Genomic DNA, 15,797 nt, shown 5'->3' with positions numbered 1-15,797 from the left:
TAAAAGAATTGCCAGCAGATGCATGAAGTGCCATGCAAGAATTGAAGATGTTCATAAAAAAGTTATAAAAAGGGAATTATGGGGAAAAAAGTCAGGTACTGTTCCTGCATGTTCCGATTGTCATCCGCCACATAAAGTAGATATAAAAAATATTGAAGTTGCTATATCAGACCAGACATGTGTAAAATGTCATCAAAAAGATAATTTACATAAAACAACTAATAACAAAACAGTTTCATTAAAAGTTAACCAATCCGATTTGGCAGCTTCCGTTCATAAAAATATTTCCTGCACAAAATGTCATACGGATGTTTCGACACACCTGAAACGTCCTTGTGAGACGACAGGAAAAGTTGATTGCTCTAATTGTCATCTTGAAGCATCCAATCTTTACGTAGAGAGCGGCCATGGGAAAGCATATTTCAATAAAAATAAAAATGCACCATATTGTACCGACTGTCACGGTTCTCACGTAATAAAATCAAGATTTGACGATACATCACCAACCTACAGAGGTTCTATCCCTGAGCTTTGCGGGAAATGTCACCGTAATAACGGGAAAGCACTCAGTCATACAAATCTGAAAGAACTAAATGCGTATTCTGATTATTCATTAAGCATTCATGGCAAGGGCTTAAAAGAAAAGGGATTGCTTGTAAGTGCCGTATGTACCGATTGTCATACTACACATCACATATTGAAAGAAAATGATATGCGTTCTTCTGTCAATCCTAAGAATATTCCATCAACCTGTGCTAAATGCCACAAAAGTATATTTAATGATTATGTTAACAGCGACCATAATATTTATAAAAATAATGAAAAAGATAAATTTCCGATGTGTGCCGACTGTCATTCAGCTCATGTTATTTCCAGAATAGATAATGATAAATTTATGGTAGAAGTAACTCAACAATGTGGTTCCTGCCATAAAAAATTAGCCGAAACTTATTCCCAGACATATCACGGAAAAGCTTACCATCTTGGTTATTTAAAAGCTGCCAGATGTTCCGATTGTCATGGAGCTCATAAAATTCTGAATGTAAAAAATCCTAATTCCATGGTGGGATACAAAAATATTGTTTCAACATGTAAAAAATGTCATGCAAATGCCACTCTCGCTTTTACAGGATATTTAACTCATGCAACTCATAATGACAATTCCGTGCTTTTTTATACATTTTGGGGAATGACCTCTTTACTCATTGGAGTATTTGGCTTTTTTGGTATTCATACTCTATTATGGTTACCACGTTCAATAATCGAAGCAAGAAAAAAGAAACTGCATCCAAAATTTCACGGACAAATAAATTACTATCGTCGTTTTTCAATAAGCCAAAGAGTAACACACATTTTTGTGATTTTAAGTTTTATATCATTAGCATTAACCGGCATGATTCTGAAATTTTCACACATGAAATGGGCAGGTTTTTTATCCGGACTTTTAGGCGGAGTACATATAGCCGGTAATATTCACAGGTTTGCCGCGGTTGTTACATTCGGGTATTTTGCTTTTCATCTTTTTTCATTATTCAATATGAAAATTAAAAAGCGTTTATCATTTAAGGAATTTGTATTTGGTAATAATTCACTGATGTTTAACAAACAGGATGTGAAAGATTTTGTAGCGACTATAAAATGGTTTTTTGCAAAAGGACCTCGTCCGAAATATGGCCGTTGGACTTATTGGGAAAAATTCGACTACATGGCAGTATTCTGGGGCGTTGCTGTTATTGGATTTTCAGGATTGATGCTGTGGTTTCCCGAATTTTTTACCAAGTTCTTTCCCGGCTGGTTGATTAATGTTGCTCAGATTATTCATAGCGACGAAGCGTTGCTTGCTGTCGGATTTATTTTTACCATTCATTTTTTTAATACCCATATTCGTCCCGAATCTTTTCCAATGGATACTGTTATATTTACAGGTCATGTTCCTTTAGAAGAATATAAAAAAGACAGACCCAGAGAATATAGGGAATTAAAAAAATCAGGAATGTTGGAAAATGTTGTTGTTAAAAAAGAAATCACAAGTTCGTGGTTGTCTTTTATTAAAATATTCGGTTATATATTTCTGATGTTAGGAATAACTTTGGTAGTTTTAATAATATATTCTTTAATTGCAGGAAAATATTAAAGTTTTATATCGTTTTTATTTTGTTAAACATCGTTTTTATTTTGTAGTCAAACCACATTAAAATATTGTTTAGTGTTTATAAATGATATAATTTTAACATCTAAAAAACATACTTTTCTATGAGCGAAATAACCAAAAAACCACTTTTTGTTTTTCCCTGGAGATTTACTGAAAGTTTTATTATTGCTTTCTTTATACCGGCAGTTGGTTTTATTATAGAATATTTAAGCAAGGGCGCTTATTTTGGAATGCTTTCTTTTCCTTATAATGTTAGTTTATTTATAGTATGGATAATAATTATTTCAGTATTTCATTTTTTTCTAAAATTTGATTATGTTTATTGGTTGTCGAGTACACCTGCTGCGATAGCTGCTGTTTCGGTGTATGCCATACAAGTTCTTTTACTGGGATTTATTCCGCAAGAAGTTAAGGATTCCAATATTATTATTCAGAAGTTGGGCTTGACACATATTACGCAAAGTTTACAATTTATTTTTTCCGTATTTTTTTTATTGATTGTTCTTTCATTTACAATTTTAAAACGCATAAAGTCATTTAATAAAAGAAATTTTGGTTTTTTTCTTAATCATTTTGGGTTGCTTGTAATAATTGTTGCCGGCTCATTTGGTGCATCTGACAAAACTGTTCTTTCGCTAAATATGCAGGAAGGGGATAAGCTTGGAATAGCTTTCGATAATAAATATCAACACCATAAATTACCATTCAAAATTGAACTTGTTGATTTTATCATGGAAACTTATAATCCGGAATTAATGATGTGTCGTGGAAAATCGAAATTTATTTCAGATAAAGATGGAAAAACTCTCTTCAAAGTTGATAATTTATTGAGGTACACTATCGGGCACTATGAAGTTTTTATTAATAAATATCTTAAATCATGCAAACCATCGGGAAGCGAATATGTTCCTCTTGATTATATGGGAGCAACATCTGCCGCAAATATTGACGTTTTTGACAAAGAAAAGAATAACATAAAAATTGCTTCAGGTTGGATTAGTTGTGGAAGTATAATTTTTAATTCCCAAATATTACCGATTGATACAAACCTTATAATTGGCATGAATGAACCACAACCGAAAAAATATATTTCAAAAGTCAGAATTTATCATAAAGATGGAAAAGTGGAAAACGAAACTATTGAAGTAAATAAACCATTAAAAGTTGACGGATGGTATATTTATCAGTCGGGTTATGATAATGAAATGGGCAGATGGTCAACAGTTAGTGTATTGGAATTTGTAAATGACCCATGGCTATACGTTGTATATATTGGCATATTCTTTCTTATGGCAGGAGCATGTTTTATGATATGGTACGATAAATTAAAATGATAAATAATTTTTTTATAATATGATAATAAATTATACGAGCACATTTGTAATTATTGCCAGTTGCTGGATAGCTGGCTTAATTTTATTGTATTTGCCAATAAAATTTTTATCTGTAAAGAAAAAAGTTGCTAATCTATTACTGATAACAGGAGCAGCAATTCTTCTTTTTTATATTGGTAATTTATGGTTTGTGCTGGAACGACCACCATTTAAAACTCTTGGAGAAACAAGATTGTGGTATGCTTTTTTTCTTGCAGGAATAGGACTTATATTGTACTTTATAAGAAAGATGTCATGGGTACCTTTTTTCAGTATGTCATTTGCTTTTCTTTTTCTTATCATTAATCTCATTCATCCCGAAAATTTTGATAAAACTCTGATGCCGGCACTGCAAAGTTTATGGTTTGTGCCACATGTTATTGTATATATTTTTGCATATTCACTTTTGTTTGCATCAACGATTGTAGCGTTTAAAGGATTGATAGGGCTGTACAAGAAAACGTATTTACCCGAAACTTTGATACTGGCAGATAAAATTGTATTCATCGGATTTGGATTTTTAACTTTCGGATTGCTTTTTGGCGCTCTATGGGCAAAAGAAGCATGGGGAAATTATTGGACATGGGACCCTAAAGAAACGTGGTCGTTCCTCACATGGTTGTTATATCTTATTTATATACATTACAGGCATTACTACAAGAAAGCCGTGAAATCTCCTCTTTTTATCCTTACAATAGCGTTTATAATATTATTGATTTGTTGGTTTGGTGTTAACTATTTGCCATCTGCTGCAAATAGTGTTCATACTTACACTAACTAATGCTAAAACAATTTTGTTTTATAAAAGTAATCAGTATTCAGTAAAATCAACCTTTTGTAATCGATAACCAGTTTAGGGTTATAAATACAAACCATAAAAATTATTGAATCTTTTTAAAAAGTTGTAACTTTGCAACTACAAATAATTTTTATAAAAAATGGAAAGAATAAAAATAAAAGAACTGCTGAAAATACCCGAAAAAACTGGTATAGATAACGATGTTTGTGTTAAAGGTTGGGTTAGAACAAAAAGAGGAAATAAAAATATTGCTTTCATTGCATTGAACGATGGTTCGATTATTCACAACATTCAGGTTGTTGTTGAGGTTGCAAATTTTGATGAAGAAATATTAAAGCAGATTACAACCGGCTCATGTATTTGCGTTGAGGGGACACTTGTAAAATCAGTCGGTCAGGGACAGAGCGTGGAAATTCAGGCAAAGAAAATAGAAATATATGGAAGTGCTGATGCAGAAACTTACCCGCTTCAGAAGAAAGGACATACTCTTGAATTTCTTCGTGAAATAGCACATTTGCGACCAAGAACAAATACTTTTGGTGCAATTTTCAGAATTCGTCATGCATTGGCTTTTGCCATTCATAAGTTTTTTAATGATAAAGGTTTTGTTTATCTGCACACTCCTGTTATCACTGGCTCCGATTGTGAAGGTGCAGGTTCAATGTTCAGAGTAACAACTCTCGATGCAATTAATCCACCAAAAAATTCTGACGGAACAATAAATTGCAATGAAGATTTTTTTGGAAAGCCAACAAATCTTACTGTTTCCGGGCAACTCGAAGGAGAACTCGCAGCTCTTGCCATCGGTGAAATTTATACTTTTGGTCCAACGTTCAGAGCCGAAAATTCAAATACTCCGCGACATCTTGCAGAATTCTGGATGATTGAACCCGAAATGGCATTTTATGAAATCGCCGATAACATGAACTTAGCCGAAGAAATGCTGAAATATCTAATGAACTATGTTTTAGAAAATTGTTTTGACGATATTGAATTTTTACAAAAAACTTATGACAACGAATTAATTGAAAGAATAAAATCAATAATAAATAATAAGTTTGAAAGATTAACATATACCGAAGCAATTGATATTCTTGAAAAATCAGGACAGAAATTTGAATTTCCTGTGAGCTGGGGTTGCGATTTGCAGGCAGAACATGAAAGATACCTTGTTGAAAAACATTTTCAGAAACCTGTTATTTTAACCGATTATCCTAAAGAAATAAAAGCATTCTACATGAAACAAAACGATGATGGAAAAACTGTAAGGGCTATGGATGTTTTGTTTCCTAGAATAGGTGAAATTATTGGCGGTTCACAAAGAGAAGAAAATTATGATAAACTTTTAAATAGAATTAATGAATTAAAACTTCCTACAAAAGATTTGTGGTGGTATCTCGAAACCCGCAAATTTGGAACTGCTCCGCATAGCGGTTTCGGTCTGGGATTTGAAAGATTAATTTTATTTGTAACAGGAATGGCAAATATCCGTGATGTTATTCCCTTCCCAAGAACACCAAAGAACGCGGAGTTTTAAAAAATTTGGAGTTTTTTAGGAATTCGAACTTGCAACTTATTGCAAAATAATCTTGTTTTAATATAAAAATCGACAAGTAGAATTGATTTTTTATAAATTATTATATGTTTTTTTTTGCTGAAAAGTACTATTTCTTTTTTTTATAATTTTTTTTTACTTTTTCATTATTAATTTTCAATTTCTATTTTCGGAATAGAATTAATTAATTTTTTTGTATAATCTGATTGCGGATTTTTATAAACTTCATTGGCAAAATTCATTTCTTCAATCTTACCATTGTTCATTACTATCAACCTATCCGACATAAATTTTACAACCGATAAATCGTGGGAAATAAAAATATAAGTGAAACCGAAGTCATTTTTTAAATCATTGAATAAATTTAAAACCTGTGCTTGTACCGAAACATCAAGTGCAGAAACCGATTCATCGCAAACTATAAATTCGGGGTTCAATGCCAGTGCTCGTGCAATGCAAATCCTTTGTCTTTGTCCACCGGAAAATTCATGAGGATAACGATTAAAATGCGATTCATTTAAACCAACCTTTTCAAGTATTTCAATTGTTTTATTTTTTCTTTCTTTATAATTATTTAAAATTCTAAAAACTTTCATTGGTTCTTCTATTGCCGAACCTATTGTTATTCGCGGATTAAGCGATGAATACGGGTCCTGAAAAATTATCTGAATATTTTTTCTTAATGCTTTCATTTCTTTGTTTGAAAGCATTGTTAAGTCCTTTCCTTTATAAATAATTTGCCCCGATGTTGCTTCAATAAGCCGTAAAATCGTTCTGCCGAGAGTGGTCTTTCCGCAGCCAGATTCGCCCACTAATCCGAGAGTTTCGCCTTTATAAACATCAAATGAAATATCGTCAACTGCTTTTGTAAAATTTTTACTTTTAAAAATTATTCCTTCGTTTAAAGGAAAATACGTTTTAAGGTTTTTTATTTGCAATATGGGTTCTTCTGAATAGAGCTTATTTTGTAATGATTTTCGTTCTTCAATATTTAAAGAATACGTATTTAGAATATTTTCAATTGTTGAATTTTTGCTTTTTATTTCACCATTATTATTTATTTCAAGAAAATCGGAAATAACAGGAAGTTTTGAAAGTTGCTTATTCAAAGGCGGACGACAAGCAAGCAAACTTTTTGTGTATGGATGTTGTGGTGATTTAAAAACTTGGTTTGTGTTACCTTGTTCAACAATTTTTCCTTTAAACATTACCAATATTTTCTGAGCTATTTCAGATACAACAGCCAAATCGTGAGTGATAAAAATAATCGAGAGATTTAAATCTTTCTGTAACTTCTTTAATAATTCGAGAATAGTTTTCTGTACGGTAACATCAATTGCAGTGGTGGGTTCATCAGCAATTAAAACAGAAGGATTACATGATAACGCCATTGCAATCATCACTCTTTGTTTTTGACCGCCCGAAATTTCAAATGGATATGAATTAAAAATATTCTCAGGATTTGGTAAAAGTACCTTTTCGAAAAGAGAAATGGTTTTTTGTTTTGCTTCTTTCTTTGAAATTTTCTGATGCTGCAATATTGCTTCAACGATTTGTTTACCGCATTTCATCACGGGGTTAAGCGATGTCATCGGCTCCTGAAAAATCATTGAAATTTCATTACCGCGTATTTTTTGCATTTCTCTTTCGGGGAGCTTCAGCAAATCAGTTTTTTCACCGCTTAATTTTTGGAAAATAATTTCACCACTGCTAATTTTTCCGGGAGGAGAAGAAATCAAACGCAAAACCGAAAGTGCTGTAACCGATTTTCCGGAGCCCGATTCTCCAACAATACCGAGTACTTCGCCCTTATTTAATTCAAAACTTATATTGTCAACGGCTTTTATAATTTCACCATCGGGGAAAAATTCCACATTAAGATTATTAATTTTTAATATTGAATGGTTTGTCATTAAACAGAGTTGAAATTTTATTTTAATTTCTTTATAGAATTATGTGCGATTAATGATTTCATTTGACTTATTGCAATCAGGTTGAGTTTTACTAACCGTTCACCTTGTAATTCGCCTTGTTTTATGAGTAATGCATTAATGCTTTCTAAATTTGACAGCACCACCAATTGTTCAATTTCCGCATAATCTCTGACATTCCCTTTTAGTTCAGGATTTGAAATTCTCCATTCCAAAGCAGTCAAACCAAACAAAGCCTTGTTCAACAAATCAGCTTCGTTCGCATAAATGGTATTTTGCTCAGTTTTTGAAATTTGGGGAGGAATTAAATTTTCTTTAATTGCATCAGTATGTATGTGATAATTTACTTTAGCCAAGGTTCGTTGGAGGTTCCATTCTAATTTCAACCTGTCATTTTCGTCTTCTTTAAGACGCTGAAATTCTACAATAAGATATAGCTTAAACTCGGAAGAAATCCATGAAGCAAATTCAAAAGCAATATCTTTGTGAGCAAATGTACCGCCATACCTGCCGGATTTAGAAATAATTCCAATCGCATTTGTTGATTCAACCCATCTTTGGGGTGAAAGAACAAAATAATTGCTGCCAGCTTCATTTTTAAACCTCTCGAATTCGAGAGGTTTAAAATTCGAGTTACACAATCTTTCCCATAAACCTAAAAATTCTATTGTACTTCTGTTACGCATCCAGTTATTAATTACAGAAAAAGGTTCATCCTGATTTCTGTATTTTGCAATGTCGGTTAATGAGATATAATCTTTATGCTGTATATTAATAAGTGTAATTTCTTTTCCTTGTACTTCAATTTTTTGATTTTTGATCATTATTGTTTAGTTTTTATTATGGAAAAATCCTGCATTAGAGTAATTTAAAAATTAAAGATTACAAAGGTAGAATTTTTCAAAAGAAAAGCCGATTTTAAAAACCGGCTTTTCTTATTCTTATTTATTTCTTTGGTTGTTCAATTGTTTTAAATCTGTCGCCGGTTTCCCTTGCTACACGCCTATTCCACTCATCCCCATAGCCGGGTTGCTTGACTTTTGGATTTACATGTTTATAATTTACTTTTTTAGAAGTCGTATCTTTTGTTTTTACGTTACCATCCATGTATTTTGTGAAAAGATAATGATATAGTTCTTTCCAGCGATTAAAAGTATTTGCTCCCTGTGCAAGCGAATAATTTGTGAGATATTTTATTGCTTCTGCTTTATTGGTTTTGTAAAATTTAGATGCTTCCTTATCAACATTTGCAGTGTTATCAATATATTTGTTTTCGAGTTCTGCCTGAACTTTTTTTAATTCAGGAATCATATCCTTATAACGGGTATAAACAAAATTTGAAACCTGATTGTAGAGCCAGAATGCCGATGTTTCACTAAACTCCATCATCGAGCCGTTTCCTTCCCTGAGTGATTCCGGAACTTTTGTGATACCGCAATACATTGGAGTAAAAACAGAACAATAAGCATCATCAACTCCAAACCAGTTAATTCCTCCTATTGGGTCGGGAAGCCATCCGCGTGCCTGTGTAATATAATAAAATCCGGTTTGCTGGGTTGAAATGGAACGTTCATTAAAGTATTTCACGCTGTCAATTTTCCAACTCATGGGGCGCCAGCGATAAGGACATTCATACGGTCCTGCTCCGATATCTTTTGAAAATTCAAGCAGAGTGTTTTCAAAATGGTCGCGCATTAATTCCATAACATCGTGAACCGATAATTTTTTGTCGGGCTTAATCCATAAAGGCATTCTGTGTTTTAAATTTTCTCCTTTCGCATAATCAAGATATACATCCATATCTTTATTTATTCTGCGAAATATCGACCATACTCTCGCTTCGCAGGCACGGGCAGCACCAAAATTGAGAGGAGCATAAACATCGGAAAAACTGAACTCTTCGTCTTTACCGCTGAAGTATTTTTTTTCTCTTGCTAATGAAATTACATCCTTTGAATACAAGCAGTTTAAAGTGTCATTTAACGGAAATGTGGTAATTCTTGCCTGGTTGGCATGACCCGAAACATAGCCGTCGGGAATACGCATTGCAACCCAAACAATGCCTTTATTTCCAACACCTTTGCCAATCATTTCCATAATCCACACTTCGTTGGGGTCGGCAATCGAAAATGATTCTCCTTCGCTGCAATAACCATATTCGGTAGTAAGCTCGGAAATTATTTTTATTGCTTGCCTTGCTGTTCTCGCTCTCTGAAGTGCAATGTAAATCAAACTTCCATAATCCATTATTGCAGTAGTATCAACTAATTCTTCATGTCCCCCGTAGGTAGTCTCTCCAATCATGACCTGATGCTCGTTCATATTTCCGATAACAGAATAAGTGTGTGCTACCTGTTTTATTTTTCCAAGATATTTTCCGGTATCCCATTCATAAATATCAAGCATGGAGCCGGGCTTATAATCTCTTGCAGGTTTATAATACAATTCCCCATACAGAACGTGTGAGTCGGCAGTGTAAGAAATCATTGCGGAACCATCAACTGTTGCTCCTTTTGTTACTAAAAAATTTGTGCACGCACCTGCATTATCTGATATTGCAAGCAAGCCGGTAAACACCGATATGATAAAATATTTTTTCATAATTTTTAAATTAAAGGTTGGTTTTGCAAATCTAACATTTTGCTTTTGAATTATAAAATAGAGAGCAAGAATTATGGGAAATAGTTTAAAGTTGCTGAACTTTAATTAAACCCTGCGAGGGTTTCAAACCCTCGCAGGGTTATCAGCAGTTTTAACCTAATAGAAAAAGCATATTGTAATTCAAAAAATATTTATTGCTAAATATCTTCATTCATTATTTTATTCTGATGGTTAATTGATTCCTGATGAATTGCCTTGAAAATTATTTCAATAAATTCGCTGCTTAATCCTTTATTTTCGCCCATTTCCAAACGTTTATGAAGAATTTCACCCCAGCGTATTGTTTGCAGAATGGCGATATTTTTTTCCTTTTTATATTTCCCGATTTGGTCGGCGATTTTCATTCTCTTTTCAAAAATATCCATCACGTTGTCGTCAATCATGTCGATTTCAGCCCTCAGTTCTTCAAGAGTAACAATGCTTCCGTTTTCTGCTTTTGGTTTTCTGATAATGAGTTTTTTCAGAATGTCGTCAAGTTCTTTCGGAGTGAGCTGCTGCTGTGCATCGCTCAACGCTTTTTCGGGATGGATGTGACTTTCGATAATTAATCCGTCAAAGTTCAGGTCCATTGCTTCCTGCGAAATTTCGTATATTTTTTCCTTGCTTCCGCAAATATGACTCGGGTCGCAAAATAAAGGCAATTCGGGAATGCGGCGTTTTAACTCAATAGGAACCTGCCATTGCGGATTATTTCTATAAACGGATTTTTCATAAATTGAAAAACCCCTGTGAATGGCAGCAAGTTTTTTTATTCCTGCAATATTTAATCTTTCAATTGCTCCAAGCCAAAGTTCAATATCCGGGTTAATCGGATTTTTTACCAAAACGGGAATATCAACACCCTTGAGTGTATCGGCAATTTCCTGAACGGCAAAAGGATTTGCAGTGGTTCTTGCACCAAGCCAAAGTATATCTATGCCTGCTTTTAATGCTTCGTAAACATGTTTTACATTTGCCACTTCAACGGCAACATGCATTCCTGTTTCTTCTTTGACTTTCTTGAGCCACGGTAATGCTTTTGAGCCATGTCCTTCAAAAGTATTGGGACGTGTGCGGGGTTTCCATACTCCTGCACGATAAATTTTAATTCCGATTTTTGAAAGTTCTCTGGCAGTTTCTAGTGTTTGCTCTTCACTTTCTGCGCTGCACGGACCAGCAATTATACATGGTCTTGCTGAAGGAATATCTTCAGACAATAATGGCTCAAGTTCTAATTTTATTGTCATATAAGTTGATTTGATTTTATAAAATATTTAAAATAAAAAAGTCCCGGTTTTTTCGGGACTTTGTATTAATTTTTATAGTAAAACAAACTCAGTCCCGCTTTATCTGGGTATAGAAAAAGTAGAAATAAAATACTGAATTGTTATTAGTAACTTTCATAATAAAATGCAAAATTAGAAATGTAAAGGTAAGAATTTATTTTTTAATTGCCAAAAATTAAAAATACACTCTTTTTTTGCAACCCATTTGCTTTCGGTTTTAAAAATTTTCTCGCAAAGACGCAGAGTCGCAAAGTTCTTTTTATAATTTTTATTTGCTTGTTATATCAACAACCGCTGTTTCATCTGAAGTTGGAATTCCAATTATATTATTTTCCATTTAAAATTATCATTGCTCTACCTTTATAACAAGCAGGTCAGCATTATGTCCTATAATCTGTAAATTACTGGTAAATCTGCCAATTAATCCCTAATATTTAATAGTTTTACGTAATATGTATTCCTGTAGCTTCTAATAAATCTTGAGTTCACTCATTTATGTCCGCAGCTTTCTTGCTTTATCCTATAAGCAGCACTCCTAAAGTTTGTTTATTTTATATTCCTTCAGAGTTTTTTTTGTGGTATTATATCCGATTTCGAACAGTTGTTCGCTTTTTTTCATGTCGAGCAATCCGAATTTTCCCAGATATTCTGGTTCAATGTATATATCACATTTGTTTTTAGAAATATTTTTAACTGTTTTTTCTATGCTAAGATGAAAACAGCGTTCAGCAATATTTCTTAATCTGCGAAAATCATTTTTATATCCGGTTGGATTTAAATGTACTCCTATTATCGTTTCACAACAATCTTTAATTGGCTGTACCGGCAAGTTATTTAAAACTCCCCCGTCAACATAAGTAATATTGTCAATTATTACCGGCTGGAACAATATTGGAATACTTGATGAAGCAATGATACTTCTGATTAATTCACCTTTTGAAAAAAACACAATCTTGCCATTATTAAGGTCGGTTGCTGCAACAAAAAGAGGAATTTTAAGGTCTTCGATATTTTTTGCTCTCAGATTTTCTTTCAGAACTCGTATAAGTCCGGTAACTTTTAATAACCCCTGTCTGGGAATAGTTATTTCCCAGAATTTTTTTGCACGACTGTCGTCAAAGATTTTGAAAATTTCATCGGGAGCAAAACCATCAGCATAAAAAGCACCTATAATTGAACCGGCGCTCACAGCAGAAATAATATCAGGATAAAATCCTTCTTCATTCAATGCCTTCAAAACGCCGATATGAGCGAATCCGCGCGAACCACCTCCGCTTAAAACCAAACCGAGTTTGTATTTTTTTACTTTCTTTGACATGCTCAAATATACAATTTTTCAATAAAAAAATACGATACCCGTTTTAATTATAATTTTTTTGTGATGAATAAAAATTATCGAACTCTATATTACGTTGGATGCTCAAAAGTAAAAAAATAACCACAAAGGACACAAAGTATTGTTTACAATTGGTTTTCTTTGTGAACATTGTGAAAATCTCTGTGAGCTTTGTGGTTTAAATTCTAAAGTCCAACGAAGAGAGGCGAGTTTTTAGAGGTGCCCTATATTCTTTCGAGTTCAACAGTAAAATGTCTCATAATCGGAGCTTCGGAAAGTATTTTAAATCCCTTTTTAATTTCATTTCTCCTTTCGAAAATATTTGCCAAGGCAACTGCAACATATTCCATGTGGTTGTTTGTATAAACTCTGCGAGGTATTGCTAATCTCAACAATTCGAGTTCGGGATATCTGTTTTCGCGGGTTTTAGGGTCCCTGTCAGCAAGCAAAGTTCCTATTTCAACTCCTCTGATACCTCCTTCTAAATACAATTCAATCCCTAATGTTTGTGCAGATAATTCTTCTTTTTTAATATTAGGCAAGAACTTTTTTGCATCAACAAATATTGCATGTCCTCCGGTTGGTTCTTGTATGGGAATACCAAATTCTTTCAATCTATTTCCAAGATATTCCACTTGTTTGATTCTTGTTTCGAGATAATCAAATTCTGTGCTTTCCATTAAACCTTGTGCTAAAGCGCCCATATCTCTGCCCGACATTCCTCCATAAGTTATAAAACCTTCGAACATGATATTGTAAATACTTGCCCTTTTAAATAATTCTTCATCTCTAAGTCCAATAAATCCGCCCATGTTGACTATACCATCTTTTTTACTGCTCATGGTCATGCCATCGGAATATTTGAACATTTCTTTTACTATTTCTTTTATTGTTTTGCTTCCAAATCCCGTCTCTCTTAGTTTTATAAAATAAGCATTTTCGGAAAACCTTGCTGCATCGAAAATTACTCTTATTCCATATTTTTTTGCAAGCGAATAAACATCTTTCATGTTCTGCATTGAAACCGGTTGTCCTCCGGAAGAATTGCATGTAATCGTAACAATGATGCAAGGGATTTTATCTTTAGAATTTTTTTTAAGAACATTTTCAAGTTTATTCAAATCAATATTTCCTTTAAAAGGATGCAATATTGAAGTATTAAAAGCTTCGTCAATTGTGCAATCAACAGCATGAGCTTTACGGAATTCAATATGTCCCTTAGTAGTATCAAAATGAGAATTTCCCGGAATAATATCGCCTTCTTTTACAATTGTTGAAAACAGAACATTTTCAGCAGCTCTGCCTTGATGAGTTGGTAAGAAATACTCAAAGCCCAATAATTCTTTTATTGTATTTTTTAATTTATAATACGATGAAGCTCCCGCATAACTTTCGTCGCCAAGCATAAGTTCCGACCATTGTTTGTCGCTCATAGCTCCGGTACCCGAATCTGTTAAAAGGTCAATATAAACCTGTTCGCTTTTTAAATTAAACAAATTATATTTTGCCGTTTTAATCCAAATTTCTCTTTCTTGTCTGGTGCTTCTTTTAATAGATTCAACCATCTTAATTTTATATGATTCTGCAAATGGTAATTCCATAATAAAAATAATTTAAAGATTAATAAATAATAAATTTTAAAATAAAATAAGGGAAGAGGCTATCTTAAATATCAGTGTGATTTGGTTTTCATGGAACTCACTTTTGAGGCAACCTCATAGAAAAAGAGAATCAGTATTAAAATAATCTCTTTCTTTTATATTAATGAAGATGTTTTTGTAAGAAATCTGATAAAAATTATGAGTTTTCATTTATTAGATTAAATGAATTTGTTTTACAAAGATAAGATAAAAATTTATTATTTAAAAAAATTGAGTATAAATCCTTTGATAAGTAAGAAAAGTTTATTATATTTGCATTACTTTATTTAATTAAAACTTAATATCAGATTTTTCTATCGCTTTCCGCCAGCTGGCGGAGGGAGGAAAGTCCGGACAACATAGAGCATCGTACTTCCTAACGGGAAGGTATTCTGGTAGAGATGCCAGAATAACAGAAAGTGCCGCAGAAAATAACCGTCCGTCAACTGACGGACAAGGGTGAAAACGTGAGGTAAGAGCTTACGGCTTATTGTGGTAACACACTAAGAGGGTAAACCTTACGAGTTGAAAGACCAAATATATCGGGGCTTACGGACTGCTCGTTCAATCCCGAGGGGTAGGTCGATAAATTCCGCTGGTAACAACGGAAGTAGATAAATGATAGAAATTCGTGAAAACGAAAACAGAATCCGGCTTATAAATTTGAAATTAAAAAATCCCATTCATTTTACAGAATGGGATTTTTTATTAATTTGAAACAAATACTATTGCAACAGATTTATTGTTTATTTATATTTTATTTGCAAATATATTTTTTAGGAGGATTGCCAAATCTAAATTTGTGATTGATAAAAGTTAAAATGTTAAGATATTCTTTTTACATCTACAGCATTTAAACCTTTTTTTCCTTCTGTAACATTAAAGGAAACTTTGTCATCTTGTTTTATTCTGTCAATAAGTCCTGAAGAGTGAACAAAGATTTCCTGTTCAGAATCGTCAACTTTAATAAAGCCAAAGCCTTTTGCTTCGTTGAAAAATTTTACTATACCTGTTTTCATAAAAATTTAAAAATTTAATTAATAATGTTGCAAATATACAAAGAAATTTTAATTAAATCAAAAAAA

At 32.9% G+C, this 15,797-nt stretch carries 11 protein-coding genes and 1 other RNA gene; 5 read left to right on the top strand and 7 right to left on the bottom strand.

The window, feature by feature from the left end; translation table 11 throughout:
* The 4 genes from WC223_09745 to asnS form a co-directional block, all read left to right on the top strand.
* Positions 1 to 2,134: cytochrome c3 family protein (locus tag WC223_09745; protein MFA6924520.1), on the top strand; the 2,134-nt coding region annotated here is incomplete at its 5' end.
* Positions 2,135 to 2,253: 119 nt separating this feature from the next.
* Positions 2,254 to 3,486, top strand: coding sequence for a cytochrome c biogenesis protein ResB (locus WC223_09740; protein MFA6924519.1), 1,233 nt, complete (start codon positions 2,254 to 2,256; stop codon positions 3,484 to 3,486).
* Positions 3,487 to 3,505: 19 nt separating this feature from the next.
* On the top strand, positions 3,506 to 4,306 hold the full coding sequence (gene ccsA / locus WC223_09735) for a cytochrome c biogenesis protein CcsA (GenBank protein MFA6924518.1): 801 nt from the start codon (positions 3,506 to 3,508) through the stop codon (positions 4,304 to 4,306).
* Positions 4,307 to 4,463: 157 nt separating this feature from the next.
* The gene (gene asnS, locus WC223_09730; GenBank protein MFA6924517.1) at positions 4,464 to 5,861 is read left to right on the top strand and encodes an asparagine--tRNA ligase; all 1,398 of its coding nucleotides are present in this window, start codon (positions 4,464 to 4,466) and stop codon (positions 5,859 to 5,861) included.
* A 167-nt stretch (positions 5,862 to 6,028) separates the two neighbouring features.
* Here asnS and WC223_09725 read toward each other — a convergent pair whose 3' ends face one another.
* The 6 genes from WC223_09725 to WC223_09700 form a co-directional block, all read right to left on the bottom strand.
* Positions 6,029 to 7,792 carry an ABC transporter ATP-binding protein gene (locus tag WC223_09725; GenBank protein ID MFA6924516.1) on the bottom strand — a complete coding sequence of 588 codons (1,764 nt, stop codon included), beginning with the start codon at positions 7,790 to 7,792 and terminating at the stop codon, positions 6,029 to 6,031.
* A gap of 17 nt (positions 7,793 to 7,809) precedes the next feature.
* Complete coding sequence (locus WC223_09720; GenBank protein MFA6924515.1) at positions 7,810 to 8,634, bottom strand: KilA-N domain-containing protein; 825 nt, start codon at positions 8,632 to 8,634, stop codon at positions 7,810 to 7,812.
* Between the two features lie 121 nt (positions 8,635 to 8,755).
* Positions 8,756 to 10,411, bottom strand: coding sequence for a C69 family dipeptidase (locus tag WC223_09715; GenBank protein MFA6924514.1), 1,656 nt, complete (start codon positions 10,409 to 10,411; stop codon positions 8,756 to 8,758).
* Positions 10,412 to 10,608: 197 nt separating this feature from the next.
* Positions 10,609 to 11,697: a bifunctional 3-deoxy-7-phosphoheptulonate synthase/chorismate mutase type II gene (locus WC223_09710; GenBank protein MFA6924513.1), complete on the bottom strand. Its 1,089-nt coding sequence runs from the start codon at positions 11,695 to 11,697 to the stop codon at positions 10,609 to 10,611.
* 574 nt (positions 11,698 to 12,271) lie between these two features.
* Positions 12,272 to 13,054, bottom strand: coding sequence for a patatin-like phospholipase family protein (locus WC223_09705; GenBank protein ID MFA6924512.1), 783 nt, complete (start codon positions 13,052 to 13,054; stop codon positions 12,272 to 12,274).
* A gap of 242 nt (positions 13,055 to 13,296) precedes the next feature.
* On the bottom strand, positions 13,297 to 14,673 hold the full coding sequence (locus WC223_09700) for a tryptophanase (protein ID MFA6924511.1): 1,377 nt from the start codon (positions 14,671 to 14,673) through the stop codon (positions 13,297 to 13,299).
* A 340-nt stretch (positions 14,674 to 15,013) separates the two neighbouring features.
* Here WC223_09700 and rnpB point away from each other — a divergent pair.
* An RNA gene (gene rnpB, locus WC223_09695) (RNase P RNA component class A) lies at positions 15,014 to 15,386 on the top strand.
* A gap of 150 nt (positions 15,387 to 15,536) precedes the next feature.
* On the opposite strand, the gene WC223_09690 is transcribed toward rnpB, so the two are convergent.
* Positions 15,537 to 15,731, bottom strand: a complete 195-nt coding sequence (locus WC223_09690; protein MFA6924510.1) for a cold shock domain-containing protein — start codon at positions 15,729 to 15,731, stop codon at positions 15,537 to 15,539.
* Between the last annotated feature and the right edge of the window lie 66 nt (positions 15,732 to 15,797).

The sequence above is a fragment of the Bacteroidales bacterium genome (genome assembly GCA_041671145.1).
GTDB lineage: Bacteria > Bacteroidota > Bacteroidia > Bacteroidales > JAHJDW01 > JAQUPB01.
Note: the sequence above shows the minus strand (reverse complement) of the source record. Positions and strands in the feature narration are given on the sequence as shown.